The organism is Caldimonas sp. KR1-144 (assembly GCF_049446155.1).
Classification (GTDB): domain Bacteria; phylum Pseudomonadota; class Gammaproteobacteria; order Burkholderiales; family Burkholderiaceae_C; genus Rivibacter.
The window spans coordinates 56,059-75,101 of the sequence record NZ_JBMSEE010000008.1 but is presented as its reverse complement, the minus strand read 5'-3'; the positions used below and the strand labels follow the sequence as shown (position 1 = coordinate 75,101).

Below are 19,043 nucleotides of genomic sequence, written 5' to 3'. Positions count from 1 at the left end.
GCGCCACAACGGGGAGCCGCGTCCCTTCGCGGGGCATTCGGAGCCGTTTGGCGCCCCATTTGCGTGTGCGCGCGCCCGCTCTTGCACCAAGTCGGCGCACCCACCCCGAAGCGGGATGCGGCGCGCGCCGCCGGCGGCCAGGATCACGCCCCATGTCGCTCGCCATCGTTCACAGTCGCGCCCTCGACGGGCTTGCCGCGGCGCCCGTCACCGTCGAGGTGCACCTGGCCAACGGGCTGCCCAGCTTCACGCTGGTCGGCCTGGCCGACACCGAGGTCAAGGAAGCCCGCGAACGCGTACGCGCGGCGCTCGCCACCAGCGGCCTCGAGTTCCCGCACAACAAGCGCATCACGGTCAATCTCGCGCCGGCCGACCTGCCCAAGGAAGGCGGGCGCTTCGACCTGCCGATCGCGCTCGGCATCCTGGCGGCCAGCGGCCAGGTCGAAGCGTCTCGGCTCGACGCCTTCGAATTCGCCGGCGAGCTGTCGCTGGCCGGCGACCTGCGCCCGGTGCGTGGCGCGCTGGCGATGGCGCTCGCGCTGCGGCACGGCCGCCCCAGCCAACGGGAGCTCGTGCTGCCGGCGACCAATGCCGGCGAGGCCGCGCTGGTGCCGGGCCTCGCGCCGCGCAGCGCGGCGCACCTGCTCGACGTGGTGCGCGCGCTGCTGCCGGGCGACGCCGCCCAGCCGCTGCCGGTCGCCCGGCCGCCGGAACACGCGGCGCCCGACGCGCCGGCCGACCTGATCGAGGTGCGCGGCCAGGCGGTGGCCAAGCGCGCGCTCGAGATGGCCGCGGCCGGTGGCCACAGCCTGTTGTTCATCGGGCCGCCGGGCAGCGGCAAGTCGATGCTCGCGCAGCGCCTGGCCGGCCTGCTGCCACCGCTCGACGAGCCCGCCGCGCTCGAGTCGGCCGCGGTACTCGGCATCGCCGGGGCGTTCGATGCGCGGCGCTGGCGCCAGCGCGTCGTGCGCTCACCGCATCACAGCGCCTCGGCCGTCGCGCTGGTGGGTGGCGGCTCGCCACCGCGACCGGGCGAGATCTCGCTCGCCCACCACGGCGTGCTGTTCCTCGACGAGCTGCCCGAGTTCGCGCGCGCGGCGCTGGAGGCCTTGCGCGAACCGCTCGAGACCGGTCGCATCACGATCTCGCGCGCCGCCCGGCGGGCCGAGTACCCGGCGCGCTTCCAGCTCGTCGCGGCGATGAATCCCTGCCCCTGCGGCCATGCCGGCAGCGCGCTGCGCGCATGCCGCTGCTCGCCGGACCAGATCGCGCGCTACCAGTCGCGGCTGTCGGGCCCGCTGCTCGACCGGCTGGACCTGCAGGTCGAGGTGCCCGCGCTGGCGCCGGCCTCGCTTGCGCAGGCGCCCGACGGCGAGCCCAGCGCGGCGGTTGCCGCGCGCGTGGCGCAGGCGCGCGAGCGGCAGCTGACGCGGCAAGGGCGGCTCAACGGCGCGCTGAGCGCGGCATCGCTCGACGATCACGCCCGCGCGGATGCCGCGGCGATCCGCTTCCTGCAGTCGTCGGCGCAGCGCCTGGGATGGTCGGCGCGCAGCTATCACCGCGTGCTGCGCGTGGCCCGCACGGCGGCCGACCTGGCCGGCCGCACGGAGGTGTCGGCGAGCGACGTCGCCGAGGCGGTTCAGCTGCGCCGCGGCTTGGCGCAGTCGGCATGAACGCGGATCAGACCGCGCTCAGCGAGTTGCCTTCCACCCGCACGCGCGAGCCGACCGACACCGGTTCCTTGCGCGTGAGCGTGCGGAGCGTGCCGTCGTCCATGCGCACCTTCACGGTGTAGACCGTCTCGGCGCGCACGTTCTTCTCGATCTCGTGGCCCGCGACGGCGCCACCCACCGCGCCCAGCACCGTCAGCGCATCCTTGCCGCGGCCGCCGCCCATCTGGTGGCCGACCACGCCGCCGACCACCGCGCCGCCGACCGCGCCGACGCCGGTGCCCTCGCCCTTTTGCTTGACGGCCTGCACCGACTCCACCGTGCCGCACACCGCGCACACCGGCGCCTGCGCCACCGACTTGGCCGCCGGCGCCGGACGCGGCGAGGCATTGCTGCTGCGCGGCTTCTCGTCCTGGCCCTGGATCAGCTTCTCGTTCGACGCCAGCGAGGCCTTGGCCTCGACCGGCTCGCCTTGCGGCGCGTTCGCGCGCTGCAGCGCCACGGCACCGGCCACGCCGGCGATCGCCAGCACGGCGGCGCCGGCGATCCAGGCCAGCATGCTCGTGCCACGCGTCGGCACGACGGCGCCAGGGGCGGAAGACGGGTTCGGCAGCGTGTTCATGAGCGGCTCCTTGTTGTCGGGTTCATGTTCAGTCGAGATTGCACCTGACATCACGCACGAGCCCGAGGCGCGGCTCACCGCAGCGGTAACCAGCGGTCAATGCGGCCGGCGGCCCGTTACCAGCCGACACCAAGCGGTGATGTCGTGACCGCGCTCAGAGCACGGGCGAGAGCGCGCGGCGCGCGTCATCGAGCGCCAGCGCCTGGCGCCGGGCCCAGTCTTCGAGCTGGTCCTCGCCGACCTTGCCGACGTTGAAGTAGGCCGCCTCGGGATGGCCGATGTAGAAGCCGCTGACGGCCGCGGCAGGCGTCATCGCGAGGTGCTCCGTCAAGGCCATGCCGATCTCGTCGGCGGCGAGCGTGTCGAACAGCGCGCGCTTGACCGTGTGGTCGGGACAGGCCGGATAGCCCGGTGCCGGCCGGATGCCCTGGTACTTCTCGGCGATCAGGTCCTCGTTGCTCAGCGCTTCGTCCGGCGCATAGCCCCAGAACTCGGTACGCACGCGCTGGTGCAGGCGCTCGGCAAAGGCCTCGGCGAGGCGATCGGCGATGGCCTTGATCATGATCGCGCCGTAGTCGTCGAGATCGGCCTCGAACTGCTTGGCCTTCGCTTCGGCACCGTGGATGCTGACCGCGAACATGCCGGCGTGGTCGGCCACGCCGCGCGGCCCGACGAAGTCCGACAGGCAGCGGTTCGGTCGCTTCACGCCATCGACCACCGGACGCTCGCTCTGCATGCGCAGGCCGTGCCAGGTCATCAGCGGCTCGGTGCGCGATTCGTCGGCGTAGAACGCAATGTCATCGTCGTCGACCTGGTTCGCCGCGTACAGGCCGATCACGCCGTGCGCCTGCAGCCAGCGGCCCTCGATCGCGCGCTGCAGCATGCGCTTGCCGTCGCTGAACACGCGTTGCGCCTCGGCACCCACGATCTCGTCCTTGAGGATCTGCGGGAACGCACCGGCAAGGTCCCAGGTCTGGAAGAACGGGCCCCAGTCGATGCAGGCCGCGAGCTCGGCAAGGTCGTAGTTGCGGAACACGCGTCGGCCGAGGAACTTGGGCGCGACCGGGCGGTACGCGGACCAGTCGATCGGCGTCTTGTTCGCCCGCGCGGCCGCCAGCGTGACCAGCGGCGTGGCCTTCTTGTTCGCATGCTGCTCGCGCACGCGCACGTAGTCGGCGGTGAGCTCGTCGATGAACTTGGCCGCGCGGTCGTCCGACAGCAGCTCCGAGCACACGCCCACGCTGCGCGAGGCATCGGGCACGTAGACCACCGGGCCTTCGTAGTGCGGCGCGATCTTCACCGCGGTGTGCACGCGGCTGGTGGTGGCGCCGCCGATGAGCAGCGGGATCTTCTTGATGCGGAAGTAGTCGTCGCGCTGCATCTCGGCCGCGACGTGCTGCATCTCCTCGAGGCTGGGCGTGATCAGGCCCGACAGGCCGACGATGTCCGCGCCTTCCACCTTCGCCTTGGCGAGGATGTCCTGGCACGGGACCATCACGCCCATGTTCACGACCTCGTAGTTGTTGCACTGGAGCACGACGGTGACGATGTTCTTGCCGATGTCGTGCACGTCGCCCTTGACGGTCGCGATGACGATCTTGCCCTTGCTGCGCACGTCGTCGCCGGCGGCGGCCATCTGACGCTTCTCTTCCTCGATGTAGGGCACGAGGTGAGCCACGGCCTGCTTCATCACGCGCGCCGACTTCACCACCTGCGGCAGGAACATCTTGCCGGCGCCGAACAGGTCGCCGACGATGTTCATGCCGCTCATCAGCGGCCCTTCGATCACGTGCAGCGGGCGTCCGCCGCCGGCCTTGATGGCCTGCCAGCACTCCTCGGTGTCCTCGACGATGAAGTCGGTGATGCCGTGCACCAGGGCGTGCGAGAGGCGCTCCTGCACCGTGCCGGCGCGCCACGCAAGGCGCGCGCTGTCGTCCTTGGCCGCGCCCTTCACGGCCTCGGCGACTTCGAGCAGGCGCTCGGTGGCGTCGGGCCGCCGGTTGAGCACGACGTCTTCCACGCGCTCGCGCAGCTCGGCGTCGAGATCGTCGTAGACGCCGATCATCCCGGCATTGACGATGCCCATGTCCATGCCGGCCTGGATCGCGTGGTACAGGAACACGGTGTGGATCGCCTCGCGCACCGGCTCGTTGCCGCGGAAGCTGAAGCTCACGTTCGAGACGCCGCCCGAGACCTTGGCGCCCGGCAGGTTCTTCTTGATCCAGCGGGTCGCCTCGATGAAGTCGACCGCGTAGTTCGCGTGCTCCTCGATGCCGGTGGCGATCGCGAAGATGTTGGGGTCGAAGATGATGTCCTCGGGCGGAAAGCCGACCTCGTCGACGAGGATGCGGTAGGCGCGCTCGCAGATCTCGGTCTTGCGCGCGAAGGTGTCGGCCTGGCCCTGCTCGTCGAAGGCCATCACCACGGTGGCCGCGCCGTAGCGGCGGATCAGCTTGGCCTGGCGCTTGAATTCCTCGACGCCCTCCTTCATGGAGATCGAGTTGACGATGCCCTTGCCCTGGATGCACTTCAGGCCCGCCTCGATCACCGACCACTTCGACGAGTCGATCATGATCGGCACGCGCGCGATCTCGGGCTCGGAGGCGATCAGGTTCAGGAAGCGCACCATCGCCGCCTGTGAATCCAGCATCGCCTCGTCCATGTTGACGTCGATGACCTGCGCGCCGTTTTCCACTTGCTGGCGCGCGACCGCCAGCGCATCCTCGTAGCGACCTTCGAGGATCATGCGCGCGAAGGCCTTGGAGCCGGTGACGTTGGTGCGCTCGCCGATGTTGACGAACAGCGTGCCCTCGCCGATGGCCACGGGCTCGAGCCCGGAAAGGCGCATCGGTGGCACTTGGGTGAGAACGGAATCGGCAGCGCTCATATCGGCATTCGGCCATTCGGCCGTTCGGCAATGGGCCCGACATCGGCGGCTGCGGCCCACCCGCAGCCCGTCGCGACGACGGCAGGGGTGAGCGCCGTTGCGTCGGCCGCGGGCGGGCCGCGGCCGTCTCGAGCCTGGCGGGCACGCGCCCGTCGCAACGCTCCTCGAGGGATACGGGATTGTACGGGGGCACGGTTTACAAAGAATTGCCTCCCACGCCTTGCGTGGCGGGCCTCGCGCGGTTGCAATGCCCGCCGCAACCTGCTCGTCCCATGAACAAGAACCGACTCGCCCTTGTCACCGTCTCGGCCCTGTGGCTCGCGGCCTGCGCCACCGCCCCGTCGCCGAAGCCCGGCACGCCGGGCGCGCCGGCGCCCACGCCATCGACCTCGCCGTTCGGCGGCCTGTTCGGCTACGGCCTGTCGCCAGCGCTCGAGGCCCAGCGCAAGCGCCTGAAGGACGCGCTGGGCGGCACGCCGGTGGTGATCGAGGCGATGAGCGACAAGACGCTGCGCGTCGAGGTGCCGATGAAGTTCTCGTTCGATGCCGGCCGCGCGAGCGTCAAGCCCGCGCTCGCCGCCGCGCTCGACCAGCTGGCGATCGGCTTCAAACCCTATGCCGCCAGCACCGAGCTGCGCATCGGCGCACCGGCGGACGAGACCGGCCCCGCGGCGCTGGGCGACCAGCGCGCGGCCGCGGTGAAGCAGCACCTGCTGGTCAAGGGCATCGTCGGCTCGCGCATCGTCAGCGCGGCGCGCGGCACGGCGTTCGGCGTCGAGATCGTGATCTCGGACCGCCCCGCCGGCTCGAACTGACTCAGGCCGCCTGCGCCAATCCGCTCAGCCAGCGCTCCTCGCGCACCCGCGGCCGGTAGGCGCTCACGCGCTTGGCGATCTCGGCGATGTGCTCCGGCGTCGTGCCGCAGCAGCCGCCGGCGATGTTGAGCATGCCGCTCTTCGCGAACTCCTCGACCAGCGCGCCGGTCACCGGCGGCGTCTCGTCGAAGCCGGTGTCGCTCATCGGGTTGGGCAGGCCGGCGTTCGGGTAGCAGGAGATCCAGGTGTCGCCCGCGGCCTTGTGCAGCTCCTCGAGATAGGGCCGCATCAGCGCGGCGCCCAGCGCGCAGTTCAGGCCCACCGCGATCGGCTGCGCGTGGCGCACGGAGTGCCAGAACGCGGTCACCGTCTGGCCGCTGAGGATGCGTCCCGACGCGTCGGTCACGGTACCCGAGATGATGATCGGGAGGCGCTCGCCGGTCTCTTCGAACAGCTCGTCGATCGCGACGATCGCCGCCTTGGCGTTGAGCGTGTCGAAGATCGTCTCGACCAGGAACAGGTCGCAGCCGCCGTCGAGCAGGCCGCGGCCCTGCTCCTTGTAGGCCTCGCGCAAGGTGTCGAAGTCGACATTGCGCGCGCCGGGGTCGTTGACGTCCGGGCTGATGCTCGCGGTGCGCGGCGTCGGTCCGAACGCGCCGGCGACGAAGCGCGGCTTGTCGGGCGTGGAGAATTTGTCGCAGGCCGCGCGCGCGATCTTGGCGGCCTCGACGTTCATCTCGTAGGCCAGCGATTCGAGGCCGTAGTCCTCCTGCGCGACCGAGGTCGCGCCGAAGGTGTTGGTCTCGATGATGTCGGCGCCGGCCGCCAGGTAGTGCTCGTGGATCTCGCGGATCACGTCCGGGCGCGTGAACTGCAGGAGCTCGTTGTTGCCCTTGAGGTCCTTGGGGTGGTCCTTGAAGCGCTCGCCGCGGTAGTCGGCCTCGCCGAGCTTGTAGCGCTGGATCATCGTGCCCATCGCGCCGTCGAGCACGAGGATGCGCTGCGCAAGCAGCTCGGGCAGGCGCGCAGCGCGCGTGAACGGGGCCGATTTGGCGGCAATGGGGCGGGCAGTCATGCCCGGATTGTAGAAAGCGGCCCTTGGGCCGCTTTCGGTTCGGGACATTCAGCCAAGCGTCAGTGCAGCACCACCGGCTGGGTCGCCAGCGTCGTGAAGCGCGCCAGGAAGGCGTCGATGTCGTCTTCGCTCGGCTCGGTCTCGATGAGCTTCTCGACACCGAGCTTGAACTGCTCGGCCATCGCTCCTTCGAGGAACAGCTCCTTGCGAGCGTGCTTGTCGACGATTTCGTAGCCGCCGCGCGTGAGCGCGGGCACGCCCTCGGCCGGCGCGATCTCGCCTTCGGCGGCGATCTCGATCTGCACGACCGCGAAATGGTCCGAGTTGTAGAGCATCAGCATTCGGTGGAACTCCTGTTGCTGGGAGTTGAGGGCCCCGCAGCAAGTTTCAAGCCCATGGTCGAACGGTGCCGCGGTCCGGGGGGTCGTCAGGAGGCCCCGGCGTCGCGCAGCAGCTCCAGGGCGTCGCCAGAGCCGTCGGTCAGGCGCGCGCGCACCGGCAGGAAGCCGCTGCCCGGGTCGAGCCAGAACTCGGCGCGCGTGCCGTGCGGCGAGGTGGGCTCGCGCAGGAACTTGAGCGAATCGACGATCCGCCCGTCGGCCGTGCGCACCGCTTCGCGCCCGAGGTAGCGGATGGTCCACACGTCGCCGTCGCCGCGCGCGCCGACCACGTAGGCCTGCACTTGCTCGCCGGTGGCCGGCGCGCGCGTCCAGGCGCCGGCCACCGCGGCGAGCTGCACCATGACGCTCAGGCGGTCCTGCGTGCCGGCCAGGATGGGCAACTCCCACGACGGCCCGGAGAAGCTGATCTGGCCGCGCCCGCGCTGGAAGTTGGCGGCCTGTTCCGACTTGCTGATGCGCTTGTCGGTGAAGCGCAGCGGCGCCAGCCCGGCGCGGTCGAAACCGCCGCGGCTGACCTGCGTGATCAGCGTGCCGAGCAGCGGCAGCTTGCCTTCGAGGCGCAGCGTGTAGCTGCCTCCGTCGGGCTTCCAGTCCAGCGTGCCAGTGCCGGTGAAACCGGAGCGCGTGAGCCGATAGGTCAGCTTCGCGGCCGGCGGAATGCGCGTGCGGTAGACCGGCGGCGGCGACGCCAGCGCTTCGGCCAGCGCAGCCGAAGCCTGCGGGCTCATCGCGCCGCCGGCCACCGGGAGCAGGCGCGCCGGCGGCGCGTCGTCGGCTGCGGCAGTCTCGACGGGCAAGTCGGCGGCGAGCGTCGGACGTGCGGCATCGTCGGATACGGGCTCGATGGGGGCGACCGGGGGATCGTCCCGCACCGGCGCCGGTGCCTCGCGCGGCATGGGCGGCGCGGGCGACTGCGCCGGCGCGCGGCGCGGCACCGGCTTCGGCTGCACGGCCGGCATCGCGGCGGGAGCGGCGGCCGCGGGCGGTGCGGGTTCGACGGGCACCGCCGCCAGCACCACCGGCGCTGCGACCGTCGGCTGAGGTGCAGCGCGCTCGCCGCCCAAGCCCAGCAGCCCCAGGTGGGCCAGCGCCACGCCCAGGGCCAGCAGGGCAAGAGTCCAGCGCAAGCGGCGGCGTGTCGTCATCGGGGCAGGTCCATCGATCGGGGCAGGGCGCGAGCGGCATCGTCGCATGCCGCCCGGCGTCCCTGCTTCAACGCAGGGCTTGCCGATCGGGCCGACCGCCGCGCACGCTGCCTACACTCCCGGCATGAAACTCGCCACCTACAAGGACGGCTCGCGCGACGGCCAGCTCGTCGTCGTCTCGCGCGACCTCACGACCGCCCATTACGCCAACGGCATCGCCAGCCGATTGCAGCAGGTGCTCGACGACTGGGGCTTTCTGAGCCCGCAGCTGGAGGACCTGTACCGCACGCTCAACCAGGGCAAGGCGCGCCATGCCTTCCCGTTCGATCCCGCGCTGTGCATGGCGCCGCTGCCGCGCGCCTACCAGTGGGCCGACGGCTCGGCCTACATCAATCACGTGGAGCTGGTGCGCAAGGCGCGCAACGCCGAGGTGCCCGAGAGCTTCTACAGCGACCCGCTGATGTACCAGGGCGCGAGCGACGATTTCCTCGGCGCCTGCGACGACGCGCGCTTCGCGAGCGAGGAGTGGGGCATCGACTTCGAGGCCGAGGTCGCGGTGATCACCGGCGATGTGCCGATCGGCGCCACGCCCGACGAGGCGCTCGAGAGCGTGCGCCTGCTGATGCTCGCCAACGACTGGTCGCTGCGCAACCTGATCCCGGCCGAGCTGGCCAAGGGCTTCGGCTTCTTCCAGAGCAAGCCGGCGACCGCGTTCAGCCCCGTCGCCGCCACGCCCGACGAGCTCGGCGAGGCCTGGAGCGGCGGGCGCGTGCACCTGACGCTGCAAAGCGTCTGGAACGCCCGCAAGGTCGGCCACTGCGACGCCGGCCCCGAGATGACGTTCCACTTCGGCCAGCTCATTGCGCACATCGCGAAAACGCGCAACGTGCGCGCCGGCTCGATCGTCGGTTCGGGCACCGTCAGCAACAAGGACTGGTCCAAGGGCTACAGCTGCATCGCCGAAAAGCGCGCGATCGAGACCATCGAATCGGGCGAGCCCAAGACCCCGTTCATGGCCTTCGGCGACACGATCCGCATCGAGATGAACGGCCGGGATGGCCAGAGCGTGTTCGGCGCGATCGAGCAGAGCGTGGCCTCGCTCGTCGAATGAACCGCCGGAGCACAATCGACTCACACCCACTGCCGCGGAGACAACGATGGCCGCTACCGTGCCCGATTTCGCCAAGCTCGTGCCCGGCTTCGACTTCCTTCAAGGACTGGTCAAGAACGCCGGCTCGGTGCTGCCCAACATCGGCCAGTGGGTCGCACCGACCCTCAATCCCGAGGAGCTCGAGAAGCGCATCGACGAGTTGCGCACGGTGCAGTTTTGGCTCGAGCAGAACGCGCGCATGCTCGGCGCCACCATCCAGGCGCTCGAGGTGCAGCGCATGACGCTGTCGACGCTGCAGTCGATGAACGTGCCGGTCGCCGAGCTGCGCGATGCGGTCAAGGTCAAGCTGCCCGAGGAGCCGGCCGCGGACAAGCCCGCCAACGGCGCGGCCAAACGAAGCGCGCCCAAGAAGAAGGCGAGCAAGGCCGACACCGCGTCTTCCGGCGTCGTCGACCCGATGCAGTGGTGGGGCGCGCTGACCCAGCAGTTCACGACGCTGGCGACGCAGGCGATGAAGGATGCCGCGGGCGACTCGGCCAAGAACCTCGCCGCCGGCCTCGTCAAACAAGGCGTCAGCGCCGCCGAGAAGACGCTCAAGGCCGGCGTGAATGCCGGCATCAACGCCGGCATGGCGCCGGCGCGCAAGGCCGCCGAGGTGGCCGGCACGGTGGCGCGCAAGGCCGCGCAGACCAAGGCCAAGGCCGCGCCGCGCCGAAGAGCGGGGCCGAGATGAGCCGGTTCGCCGCGGCGCATGCCACGCACCCCGACTGGCGCTCGGCGCTGTCGCTGGTGCTGGCGCAGCTCGACGCCACGGCGCCCGCGCAACCGACGATCGGCTGGTGCTACCTGGCCGACCACCATGCGCCGCATGCCGAGCACCTGCTCGACGCGCTGCGCCAGCGCTGGCCGGGCTGCGCGTGGGTCGGCGCGGTCGGCGTCGGCGTGTGCGCGAGCGGCGTCGAGTACATCGACGAGCCGGCCATCGTGGTGATGGTCGGCGACCTGCCGCGCGAGCAGTTTCGCGTCTGGTCGGGCCTGCGCCCGCTGGCCGACGACGAGGGCTTCGTCGCGCACACCGCGCAGGTCCATGCCGATCCCGCCACGCCCGAGCTGGCTGGCCTGCTCGGCGAGCTGAGCGAGCGCGTCGCCAGCGGCTACCTGTTCGGCGGCCTGGCCTCGTCGCGCACGCGCACGCTGACGCTGGCCTGCGACGAGCACGAGCACGGCCCGGGCGAGGGCATCTGGGAAGGCGGCCTGTCGGGCGTGGCCTTTGCGCGTGGCGCGGCGCTGATCTCGCGCGTCAGCCAGGGCTGCCAGCCGATCGGCCCGTCGCGCCACATCACGGAGTCCGAGCGCAACGTCGCGTTCGCGCTCGACGGCCAGCCGGCGCTCGACTGCCTGCTCGCCGACCTGGGCACCGACGAAACGCATCCGCGCGAGGCGCTGTCGATGATGCGCCAGACCCTGGTCGGCCTGAGCGAGCCGGGCGACACCGCGCTCGAGCGTCCGGGCCAGTTCGGCCGCGACGTGCGCGTGCGCCATCTGGTCGGCATCGACCCCGGCCGGCGCGGCGTCGCGATCGCGGACATTGCCGAGCCCGGCTGGCAGCTCGCGTTCTGCCGCCGCGACGCTGACGCCGCGCGGCGCGACCTGATGCGCATCGCCGCCGAGATCCGCAGCGAGCTCGAGCCCGAGGAGCTGCCCTATGCCGTCGCCGCCGCGTCCAGCCCTGCGCGCGCCGCGGCCGCGCGCACGCCGGCCGAGCACGAGGTCGCGCCCACCTGGCCCGGCGCGCGCCGCATCGTCGGCGCGCTGTACGCGAGCTGCACCGGGCGCGGCGGTCCGCACTTCGGCGCGCCGTCGGCCGAGCTGCAGATCCTGCGCCACGCGCTGGGCGACGTCCCGCTGGCCGGCTTCTTCGCGGCCGGCGAGATCGGCCACCGCCATCTCTATGGCTACACCGGCGTGCTGACGGTGTTCACTGAGGCGGCCTGAAATGGACCACCCCCGAAGCGCCTTCGGCGCCTCCCCCTCAAGGGGGCGGCGCGAGTGGACCGGCAAAGCCGGATCCACCGCGCCCGCTGGGTTGTACAGCGACATGAGAGGAGCCCGCCTGCTGCGCGCGCTTGTCGCCAGCGCCGCGGCGCTGGCCGGCGGGCTCGCGCAGGCCCAGGAGCCCGCGCGCGCGATCGTTCAGCAGCGCCTGCCCGACGGCAGCATCCTGCTGACCGACCGGCCGCAGGCCAACGCGACGACGACGCGCCGCTGGGACGTGCCGGCCGCCCCGCCGGCCGACGCCGCCTCGGCCGCCGAGCGGCGCGCCAAGGCCGAGGCCGATGCCGCCACGGTCAACGAGCGCTTCGCGCGCCAGCTCGAGCAGCAGCGCGAGCGCGACGCCGCGCTCGAGATCGAGCGCCAGCGCGCCGCCGCCGCGGCGGCCGAACGCGAAGCCGCGCAGGCGCGGCTGCGTGAAGCCCCCGCGCCGGACGTCGTGGTCGGCTGGCCGGTGCTGCCGCCGCAGCACGTGCGCCCGCCCAAGCCGCCCAAGCCTTTCCCGGTGCCGCAAGGCTTCAAGCCCTACGAGCCGCCCAAGCCGCAGCTGCCGGTCATCAAGCCGCGCAAGCCCTACGAGAGTGCCCCGGCGCAGCCGTGAATCGAGCCCCCGTGCGCACTTCGTTCACCGTCCTTCCAGGGGGCTTGGCCGCCTAGCGGCGGCCGATTCCCTCCACGCGAGTCACAGCCGCTTCGCGTCGGCCGGCGTTGCGGGCGGCCTGCGGGCGCGTAAGCTCGCCCCATGAACGACCTGACCGCACAGGAGCGGCTCACGCCGCCCGCGATCGACCGCGCCGCGCGCCAGTCGCAGGTGCTGCACGCGCTCGGCAGCGTGCTGCCCGCGCATGCGCTGCTGTGGCAGCGCGAGGACACCGTCCCGTATGAATGCGACGGCCTCACCGCCTATCGCGAGACGCCGCTCGCGGTGGCGCTGCCCGAGACCGAGGCGCAGGTCGCCGGCGTGCTCAAGGCCTGTCACGCGCTCGGCGTGCCGGTGGTCGCGCGCGGCGCGGGCACCGGGCTTTCGGGCGGCGCGATGCCCAACGCGCTGGGGGTGACGCTGTCGCTTGCCAAGTTCAACAAGATCTTGTCTGTCGATCCGGCGAGCCGCACGGCCGTGGTCCAAAGCGGCGTGCGCAACCTCGCGATCAGCGAGGCCGCCGCGCCGCACGGCCTCTATTACGCGCCCGACCCGAGCAGCCAGATCGCCTGCACGATCGGCGGCAACGTGGCCGAGAACTCGGGCGGCGTGCACTGCCTGAAGTACGGCCTCACGGTGCACAACGTGCTCAAGGTGCGCGGCTTCACGATCGAAGGCGAGCCGATCACGCTGGGCGCCGACGCGCTCGACGTGGCCGGGCTCGACCTGCTGGCCGTGTTCATCGGCAGCGAGGGCATGCTCGGCGTGGTGACCGAGGTCACCGTCAAGCTGGTGCCCAAGCCGCTGCTCGCACGCTGCATCATGGCCAGCTTCGCCGACGTGCAAAGCGCCGGCGAGGCGGTGGCCAGCGTGATCGGCGCGGGGATCATCCCCGCCGGCCTGGAGATGATGGACAGGCCGATGACCGCTGCGGTCGAGGATTTCGTCCACGCCGGCTACGACCTCGACGCCGCCGCCATCCTCTTGTGCGAGAGCGACGGCACGCCCGAGGAGGTGGAAGAAGAGATCGCGCGCATGGTCGAGGTCATGCGCGCCAGCGGCGCGACGCGCATCGAGGTGAGCGAAGACGAAGCCCAGCGCCTGAAGTTCTGGTCCGGCCGCAAGAACGCCTTTCCCGCGAGCGGGCGCATCAGCCCCGACTACATGTGCATGGACTCGACCATCCCGCGCAAGCGGCTGGCCGACATCCTGCTCGCGATCGCCGAGATGGAGCGCAAGTACGACCTGCGCTGCGCCAACGTCTTTCACGCCGGCGACGGCAACCTGCATCCGCTGATCCTGTTCGACGCCAACGATCCCGACCAGCTGCATCGGGCCGAACTCTTCGGCGCCGACATTCTGGAAACCAGCGTCGAGATGGGTGGCACCGTGACCGGCGAGCACGGCGTGGGCGTCGAGAAGCTCAACTCAATGTGCGTGCAGTTCTCGCCCGAGGAGCGCACGCAGATGCTCGCGCTCAAGGCGGCATTCGATCCGCAGGGCCTGCTCAACCCGGGCAAGGTGATCCCCAGCCATGCGCGCTGTGCCGAGTACGGAAAGATGCATGTGCGGCGCGGGCTGCTGCCGTTTCCTGACCTGCCGCGGTTCTGATGCGAGGCTGCACCGAGCCCTCACCCCAACCCTCTCCCGCACGCGGGAGAGGGAGTGTCCTGCTCCCTCGCCACCGGCACGGGGGAGAGGGCGGGGGTGAGGGGGCACCGCAGCAGCCCAACTCCCTGACATGACGCTCCAACACGACCCCGAACTCCAGCGCATCGTCGATCGCGTGCGCGCCGCGCAGGCCGATGCCGCGCCGCTTTCGATCGCCGGCCATGGCTCCAAGGCCTTCTACGGCGCGAGCCTCGACGCGCCCGCGGCCGATGCGCTCAACCTCACCGCGCTGGCCGGCATCTCGAGCTACGAGCCGACCGAGCTCGTCGTCACCGTGCGCGCCGGCACGCCCCTGGCCGAACTGGAAGCCGCGCTCGCCGAGAAGGGCCAGTGCCTGCCGTTCGAGCCGCCGCGCTTTGTCGGCGCGGCCGGCGGGCGCGGCACCGTCGGCGGCATGGTGGCCGCGGGCCTGTCGGGCCCGGCGCGCGCGAGCGTGGGCGCGGTGCGCGACTACGTGCTCGGCGCGACGCTGCTCAACGGCCGCGCCGAGGTGCTGAGCTTCGGCGGCCAGGTGATGAAGAACGTGGCGGGCTACGACGTCGCGCGGCTGCTCGCCGGCTCGATGGGCGTGCTCGGCGTGATCTGCGAGGTCTCGCTGAAGGTGCTGCCCACCGCGCCGGCCGAGGCGACGCTGCGCTTCGAGATGGACGAAGCCGCTGCACTCGCGCAGCTCAACGCGTGGGGCGGCCAGCCGCTGCCGATCAACGCCAGCGCATGGTGGGCCGGCACGCTGCTCGTGCGCCTGCGCGGCGCGCGCGCGGCGGTGGACTCGGCGGTGCGCAGGCTCGGCGGCGAGCCCATCGACGACGCGATGGCCAAGCCGTTCTGGGACGGCCTGCGCGACCAGCGCGACGAGTTCTTCGTGCGCGCGCACCGCGCGATCGAGCACGGCCACGGCGAAGGCGCCGCGCCGTCGAGCGGCGGCACGCTGTGGCGCGTGTCGGTCGCGCCCACGGCGCCGGTGATGCCGCTGCCCGGTGAGCAGCTCGTCGAATGGGGCGGCGCGCAGCGCTGGTGGGTCACCTCGGCGCCGGCCAGCGTGGTGCGCGAGATGGCGCGCGAGCGCGGCGGCCACGCGACACGCTGGTACGGCGCCGACGCGCAGTCGCCCGCCTTCACGCCGCTGGCCGAGCCGCTGGCGCGCATCCACCGCGCGCTCAAGCAGGCCTTCGATCCCGCGGGCATCTTCAACCCCGGCCGGCTGGTGCCGGGGCTCTGACGGCCGTCGATGCAAGCGCTGCGCGGCCTCGCGATCCTCTTGCTGCTGCAGGCCGCCGGCGAGGCGCTGGTGCGGCTGTTCGGCCTGCCGTTCCCGGGCCCGGTGGTCGGCATGTTGCTGTTGCTCGCGGCGGTGAACGTCGATGCGATCCGCGCGCCGGTGCAGGCCGCGGCCGAGCTGCTGCTCGCGCACCTGTCGCTGCTGTTCGTGCCGGTCGGCGTGGGCGCGATCACGCACCTGCACGTGATCTCGCAGTACGGTGGCCGGCTCGCGGTGGTGATCGTCGTCTCCACGCTCGCGGGCCTGGTGGTCACGGTTCTGGTCGCGCGCGCCCTGATGCCGAAGGAGGAGCCGCAGGACGCCGCGGCTCGGGAGGCTCCGCATGGCTGACTTCGTGCAGCTGTGGGTCTACCTCTCGTCGACGCCGCTGTTCGGCCTGACGGCCACGCTCGCGACCTATGTGCTCGCGCAAGGCGCCTACGAGAAGCTCGGCCATGCGCCCTGGGCCAACCCGGTGCTGTGGTCGGTGGTGATGATCGGCGCGGTCCTGCTCGCGACGCGCACGCCCTACCCGACCTACTTTTCCGGCGCGCAGTTCGTGCACGTGCTGCTCGGTCCCGCGGTGGTGGCGCTCGGCTGGCCGCTGTGGCAGCGGCGCGTCGAGCTGCGCCGGCGCGGCATGGCGGTGGTGATCGGCGGCCTGGCCGGCGGCGCCGCGGCCGCGGCCAGCGCCGTGGCCACGGGCTGGGCGCTCGGCTTGCCGAGCGACGTGCTGCGCTCGCTGGCGCCGAAGTCGGTGACCGCGCCGGTGGCGATGGGCATTGCCGACCGGCTGGGCGGCGTGCCCGCGCTGGCGGCGCTGTTCGCGGTGCTCACCGGCATCGTCGGCGCGCTGTGCGGCAAGTATCTGTTCGACGCGCTCGGCGTCCGCGGCCGCCCGGCCGACTGGTCGGTGCGCGGCTTCGCGCTCGGCACCACCTCGCACGGCATCGGCGCGGCGCGCGCGATGCAGGTTCACCCCGACGCCGGCGCCTACGCCGGCCTCGCCCTCGGCCTCCAGGCGCTGCTGGCCTCCTTGTGGATGCCGCTCGCGGCGCGCCTGTTGCCCTGACTGAGACACGACGCCCAACATGCAGACCGCCCTCGCTCCCGAGTACCAGCACACGCAAGACGGCCAGGCCGCCGAGGCCATCTTGCGCAAGTGCGTGCACTGCGGCTTTTGCACCGCCACCTGCCCGACCTACCAGCTGCTCGGCGACGAGCTCGACGGCCCGCGCGGACGCATCTACCTGATCAAGCAGGTGCTCGAAGGCGCGCAGCCCACGCGCAAGACCCAGCTCCACCTCGATCGCTGCCTGACCTGCCGCAACTGCGAGAGCACCTGTCCCTCGGGCGTGCAGTACGGCGCGCTGGTCGAGATCGGCCGGCGCGTCGTCGACGCCAAGGTCGAGCGCCCCGGCGCCGAGCGCGCGGCGCGCTGGGCGCTGAAGGAGGGCATGACCTCCTCGCTGTTCGAACCCGCGCTCAAGCTCGGCCAGGCGTTTCGCGCCTTCGTGCCCGCGGCGCTGAAGAGCAAGGTGCCGCCCAAGGCCGGCCCGCGCGCGCACGACTGGCCCACGCGCACGCACCCGCGCAAGGTGCTGATGCTGATGGGCTGCGTGCAACCCGCGCTCGCGCCCAACATCAACAGCGCCACCGCGCGCGTGCTCGACGCGGCCGGCATCCAGTGCGTGGTGGCCGACGGCGCCGGCTGCTGCGGTGCGATCCGAGCGCACCTGAACGACCACGAAGGCGGCCTGGCCGACATGCGCCGCAACGTCGACGCGTGGTGGCCGCTGGTCGAGCGCGGCGAGGTCGAGGCCATCGTCATCAACGCCTCGGGCTGCGGCGTCACGGTCAAGGAGTACGCGCAGCACCTGGCGCACGACCCCGCCTACGCCGAACGCGCCGCGCGCGTGAGCGCGCTCGCGAAAGACTTGTCAGAACTGCTGCCCGACCTCGTGCCCAAGCTCAAGAGCCGCGTCGACGCGCGACGCGCGCGCCACGTGGCCTACCACCCGCCGTGCACGCTGCAGCACGGCATGCAGCTGCGCGGCGGCGTCGAGGCCGGCCTGCGCGAACTGGGCTTCCAGGTCGAGCTGGCTGCTGGCGAACGCCATCTGTGCTGCGGCTCGGCGGGCACGTACTCGGTGCTGCAGCCCGAGCTGAGCAAGCAGCTGCGCGACCGCAAGCTCAACGCGCTGGCGCCGATCGGCGCCCAGGCGATCGTGTCGGCGAACGTGGGCTGCATCCAGCATCTGCAGACGGGGACGGCGACGCCGGTGAGGCATTGGGTGGAGGTGGTGGACGAGGCGTTGGTCGCGTAAGCGCGGCGCAGGATCGGGGCACGGGTACAAGTACCGACTGGCTTACGTGGTGGACGGCGTTTGCGTCGTGCGCTACGACGACGAGGTCGGCAAGGGGGATCATCGTCACTTCGGCGAACAGGAATCCAAGGTCTCCTTCACCACGCCCGAAGCACTGCTCGCAGCCTTCGAGCGAGACATTGCGAGGTGGAACCGTGAAAACAGTGACTCTTGACGTTCGCACGCCAGGCGAATCCATGGCCGGCTTTGCGAGCGCATGGCGGACCGGCAAGTTCGGCAAGTCGGCGCGCATCAGCTTTGCCACCCCCGAGCTGCTTTGGAAGGTTCTGACCGCAAAGCGCTGGGAGCTTTTGAAGGCCCTGTGCGGAGCGGGACCGGTTTCCATCCGGGAGGCGGCGCGACGAGTCAACCGCGATGTGAAGGCGGTGCACAGCGACGTCACGGCCCTCCTCGATGCCGGCGTCCTCGATCGTGCCGAAGGCGGCGGCATCGTCTTCCCGTACGACGCCGTCAAGGTCGAGTTCCTGCTTCAGGCCGCATAGCGGGCATTGGAGGGCTAACGCGATGAGCGAGGCCGCCGACCGCGTCATCGTCGCGCTGGACTTCGAGGAGGCCGCGTCGGCCTTTCGACTGGTCGACACCCTCGGCACCGACGCGCGGCACTACAAGGTCGGCCTGCAGCTGCTGACCGCCGAAGGCCCGGCCGTCGTGCGGCGGCTCGTGGAGCAGGGCAAGCGCGTCTTCCTCGACCTGAAGCTGCACGAAATTCCCAACTCGGTGGCCGGCGCGGTGACGGCCGCGGGGCGGTTGGGCGTGTCGATGGTGACCGTGCACGCCTCGGCCGGCTCGGCGGTGCTGCGCGCGGCGGTGGAAGCCGCGCGACCGTTTGCCGGACTGCAGGTGCTGGCGCTCACCGTGATCACCAGCCTGCGCGACGCAGACCTGCGCGAGATCGGCGTCGAAGGCGGCGTGCGCGACCAGGTGCTGCGCCTCGCCGGGCTCGCGGTGGCAGCGGGCTGCCATGGCGTCGTGGCCTCGCCGCAGGAAGTGGCGCTGCTGCGCGAGGCCTTGCCGCCCGGCAGCCTGATCGTCACGCCGGGCACGCAGCTGCAAGGCGACGGCGCGCATGACCATGCGCGCGTGGCAACGCCGTTGGAGGCGGTGCGCGACGGGGCGTCACATGTGGTGATCGGGCGATCGATCTATCGCGCGGCGGATCCGTTGGCGGCTTGGCGGCGAGCGTGCGATGAAGTGGCCGAGGGGTTGGGCGGCGGCTACTGATGATGCGGGCCGCGAGCGATTGGGCGGGAACTGGAGCCGGTCAATGAATGCGCCATGACCGGCGTGTTCATGAACCGATTCGCGCAAC

At 71.6% G+C, this 19,043-nt stretch carries 19 protein-coding genes and 1 riboswitch; of the genes, 14 read left to right on the top strand and 5 right to left on the bottom strand.

What is annotated here, in order from left to right:
• The first annotated feature begins 152 nt into the window (after positions 1-152).
• Positions 153-1,673 (top strand): YifB family Mg chelatase-like AAA ATPase, encoded by a 1,521-nt coding sequence (locus tag ACO2TI_RS18005; protein ID WP_423286519.1) that lies wholly within the window; start codon positions 153-155, stop codon positions 1,671-1,673.
• Between the two features lie 7 nt (positions 1,674-1,680).
• On the opposite strand, the gene ACO2TI_RS18000 is transcribed toward ACO2TI_RS18005, so the two are convergent.
• Positions 1,681-2,292, bottom strand: a complete 612-nt coding sequence (locus ACO2TI_RS18000; RefSeq protein ID WP_423286517.1) for a glycine zipper 2TM domain-containing protein — start codon at positions 2,290-2,292, stop codon at positions 1,681-1,683.
• A gap of 154 nt (positions 2,293-2,446) precedes the next feature.
• Positions 2,447-5,179, bottom strand: a complete 2,733-nt coding sequence (gene metH, locus ACO2TI_RS17995) for a methionine synthase (protein ID WP_423286516.1) — start codon at positions 5,177-5,179, stop codon at positions 2,447-2,449.
• A gap of 82 nt (positions 5,180-5,261) precedes the next feature.
• Positions 5,262-5,351: riboswitch (S-adenosyl-L-homocysteine riboswitch) on the bottom strand.
• Between the two features lie 100 nt (positions 5,352-5,451).
• On the opposite strand from metH, the gene ACO2TI_RS17990 reads away from it, so the two are divergent.
• Positions 5,452-5,994, top strand: coding sequence for a hypothetical protein (locus ACO2TI_RS17990; RefSeq protein ID WP_423286514.1), 543 nt, complete (start codon positions 5,452-5,454; stop codon positions 5,992-5,994).
• A gap of 1 nt (position 5,995) precedes the next feature.
• Here the strand turns inward: ACO2TI_RS17990 and ACO2TI_RS17985 are convergent, their stop codons facing one another.
• From ACO2TI_RS17985 to ACO2TI_RS17975, 3 genes are all read right to left on the bottom strand, one after another.
• Positions 5,996-7,069: a homocysteine S-methyltransferase family protein gene (locus ACO2TI_RS17985; protein ID WP_423286512.1), complete on the bottom strand. Its 1,074-nt coding sequence runs from the start codon at positions 7,067-7,069 to the stop codon at positions 5,996-5,998.
• A 59-nt stretch (positions 7,070-7,128) separates the two neighbouring features.
• A complete protein-coding gene (locus ACO2TI_RS17980) occupies positions 7,129-7,410 on the bottom strand; it encodes a BTH_I0359 family protein (RefSeq protein ID WP_423286510.1) in 282 nt (93 codons plus the stop codon).
• An 86-nt stretch (positions 7,411-7,496) separates the two neighbouring features.
• Positions 7,497-8,615 (bottom strand): DUF3108 domain-containing protein, encoded by a 1,119-nt coding sequence (locus ACO2TI_RS17975; protein ID WP_423286508.1) that lies wholly within the window; start codon positions 8,613-8,615, stop codon positions 7,497-7,499.
• A 124-nt stretch (positions 8,616-8,739) separates the two neighbouring features.
• Between ACO2TI_RS17975 and ACO2TI_RS17970 the strand changes: the two genes are divergently transcribed.
• The 12 genes from ACO2TI_RS17970 to pyrF all read left to right on the top strand — a co-directional run bounded on the left by ACO2TI_RS17970 (position 8,740) and on the right by pyrF (position 18,955).
• Positions 8,740-9,726, top strand: a complete 987-nt coding sequence (locus ACO2TI_RS17970; protein ID WP_423286506.1) for a fumarylacetoacetate hydrolase family protein — start codon at positions 8,740-8,742, stop codon at positions 9,724-9,726.
• A gap of 46 nt (positions 9,727-9,772) precedes the next feature.
• Positions 9,773-10,459, top strand: a complete 687-nt coding sequence (locus tag ACO2TI_RS17965; protein ID WP_423286504.1) for a PhaM family polyhydroxyalkanoate granule multifunctional regulatory protein — start codon at positions 9,773-9,775, stop codon at positions 10,457-10,459.
• Entirely contained in the window at positions 10,456-11,721 is a 1,266-nt protein-coding gene (locus ACO2TI_RS17960) for an FIST signal transduction protein (RefSeq protein WP_423286502.1), read from the top strand. Before ACO2TI_RS17965 ends, ACO2TI_RS17960 begins: the two co-directional genes overlap by 4 nt.
• Before the next feature lie 103 nt (positions 11,722-11,824).
• Positions 11,825-12,379 (top strand): hypothetical protein, encoded by a 555-nt coding sequence (locus ACO2TI_RS17955; RefSeq protein WP_423286501.1) that lies wholly within the window; start codon positions 11,825-11,827, stop codon positions 12,377-12,379.
• A 141-nt stretch (positions 12,380-12,520) separates the two neighbouring features.
• Complete coding sequence (locus ACO2TI_RS17950; protein WP_423286499.1) at positions 12,521-14,029, top strand: FAD-linked oxidase C-terminal domain-containing protein; 1,509 nt, start codon at positions 12,521-12,523, stop codon at positions 14,027-14,029.
• A 130-nt stretch (positions 14,030-14,159) separates the two neighbouring features.
• Positions 14,160-15,308 (top strand): glycolate oxidase subunit GlcE, encoded by a 1,149-nt coding sequence (gene glcE / locus ACO2TI_RS17945; RefSeq protein ID WP_423286497.1) that lies wholly within the window; start codon positions 14,160-14,162, stop codon positions 15,306-15,308.
• A gap of 9 nt (positions 15,309-15,317) precedes the next feature.
• Positions 15,318-15,698 carry a CidA/LrgA family protein gene (locus ACO2TI_RS17940; RefSeq protein WP_423286496.1) on the top strand — a complete coding sequence of 127 codons (381 nt, stop codon included), beginning with the start codon at positions 15,318-15,320 and terminating at the stop codon, positions 15,696-15,698.
• Positions 15,691-16,419, top strand: coding sequence for an LrgB family protein (locus ACO2TI_RS17935; RefSeq protein ID WP_423286495.1), 729 nt, complete (start codon positions 15,691-15,693; stop codon positions 16,417-16,419). Before ACO2TI_RS17940 ends, ACO2TI_RS17935 begins: the two co-directional genes overlap by 8 nt.
• A 19-nt stretch (positions 16,420-16,438) precedes the next feature.
• Positions 16,439-17,674 (top strand): glycolate oxidase subunit GlcF, encoded by a 1,236-nt coding sequence (glcF, locus tag ACO2TI_RS17930; protein ID WP_423286494.1) that lies wholly within the window; start codon positions 16,439-16,441, stop codon positions 17,672-17,674.
• Positions 17,675-17,720: 46 nt separating this feature from the next.
• Positions 17,721-17,888: a toxin-antitoxin system TumE family protein gene (locus ACO2TI_RS17925; RefSeq protein ID WP_423286493.1), complete on the top strand. Its 168-nt coding sequence runs from the start codon at positions 17,721-17,723 to the stop codon at positions 17,886-17,888.
• A gap of 22 nt (positions 17,889-17,910) precedes the next feature.
• Positions 17,911-18,216, top strand: coding sequence for a DNA-binding protein (locus ACO2TI_RS17920; RefSeq protein WP_423286492.1), 306 nt, complete (start codon positions 17,911-17,913; stop codon positions 18,214-18,216).
• A 22-nt stretch (positions 18,217-18,238) separates the two neighbouring features.
• The gene (pyrF, locus tag ACO2TI_RS17915) at positions 18,239-18,955 is read left to right on the top strand and encodes an orotidine-5'-phosphate decarboxylase (protein ID WP_423286490.1); all 717 of its coding nucleotides are present in this window, start codon (positions 18,239-18,241) and stop codon (positions 18,953-18,955) included.
• Positions 18,956-19,043 lie beyond the last annotated feature (88 nt).

Bases quoted from the DNA above. Each gene is read 5' to 3' on its own strand.
- ACO2TI_RS18000 (WP_423286517.1), bottom strand. From the start codon at position 2,292: ATGAACACGCTGCCGAACCCGTCTTCCGCCCCTGGCGCCGTCGTGCCG.
- pyrF (WP_423286490.1), top strand. From the start codon at position 18,239: ATGAGCGAGGCCGCCGACCGCGTCATCGTCGCGCTGGACTTCGAGGAG.
- ACO2TI_RS17940 (WP_423286496.1), top strand. From the start codon at position 15,318: ATGCAAGCGCTGCGCGGCCTCGCGATCCTCTTGCTGCTGCAGGCCGCC.
- ACO2TI_RS17980 (WP_423286510.1), bottom strand. From the start codon at position 7,410: ATGCTGATGCTCTACAACTCGGACCATTTCGCGGTCGTGCAGATCGAG.
- ACO2TI_RS17955 (WP_423286501.1), top strand. From the start codon at position 11,825: ATGAGAGGAGCCCGCCTGCTGCGCGCGCTTGTCGCCAGCGCCGCGGCG.
- metH (WP_423286516.1), bottom strand. From the start codon at position 5,179: ATGAGCGCTGCCGATTCCGTTCTCACCCAAGTGCCACCGATGCGCCTT.
- ACO2TI_RS17990 (WP_423286514.1), top strand. From the start codon at position 5,452: ATGAACAAGAACCGACTCGCCCTTGTCACCGTCTCGGCCCTGTGGCTC.
- ACO2TI_RS17975 (WP_423286508.1), bottom strand. From the start codon at position 8,615: ATGACGACACGCCGCCGCTTGCGCTGGACTCTTGCCCTGCTGGCCCTG.
- ACO2TI_RS17950 (WP_423286499.1), top strand. From the start codon at position 12,521: ATGAACGACCTGACCGCACAGGAGCGGCTCACGCCGCCCGCGATCGAC.
- glcE (WP_423286497.1), top strand. From the start codon at position 14,160: ATGACGCTCCAACACGACCCCGAACTCCAGCGCATCGTCGATCGCGTG.
- ACO2TI_RS17970 (WP_423286506.1), top strand. From the start codon at position 8,740: ATGAAACTCGCCACCTACAAGGACGGCTCGCGCGACGGCCAGCTCGTC.
- ACO2TI_RS17985 (WP_423286512.1), bottom strand. From the start codon at position 7,069: ATGACTGCCCGCCCCATTGCCGCCAAATCGGCCCCGTTCACGCGCGCT.
- ACO2TI_RS17965 (WP_423286504.1), top strand. From the start codon at position 9,773: ATGGCCGCTACCGTGCCCGATTTCGCCAAGCTCGTGCCCGGCTTCGAC.
- ACO2TI_RS18005 (WP_423286519.1), top strand. From the start codon at position 153: ATGTCGCTCGCCATCGTTCACAGTCGCGCCCTCGACGGGCTTGCCGCG.
- ACO2TI_RS17920 (WP_423286492.1), top strand. From the start codon at position 17,911: ATGGCCGGCTTTGCGAGCGCATGGCGGACCGGCAAGTTCGGCAAGTCG.
- ACO2TI_RS17960 (WP_423286502.1), top strand. From the start codon at position 10,456: ATGAGCCGGTTCGCCGCGGCGCATGCCACGCACCCCGACTGGCGCTCG.
- ACO2TI_RS17935 (WP_423286495.1), top strand. From the start codon at position 15,691: ATGGCTGACTTCGTGCAGCTGTGGGTCTACCTCTCGTCGACGCCGCTG.
- glcF (WP_423286494.1), top strand. From the start codon at position 16,439: ATGCAGACCGCCCTCGCTCCCGAGTACCAGCACACGCAAGACGGCCAG.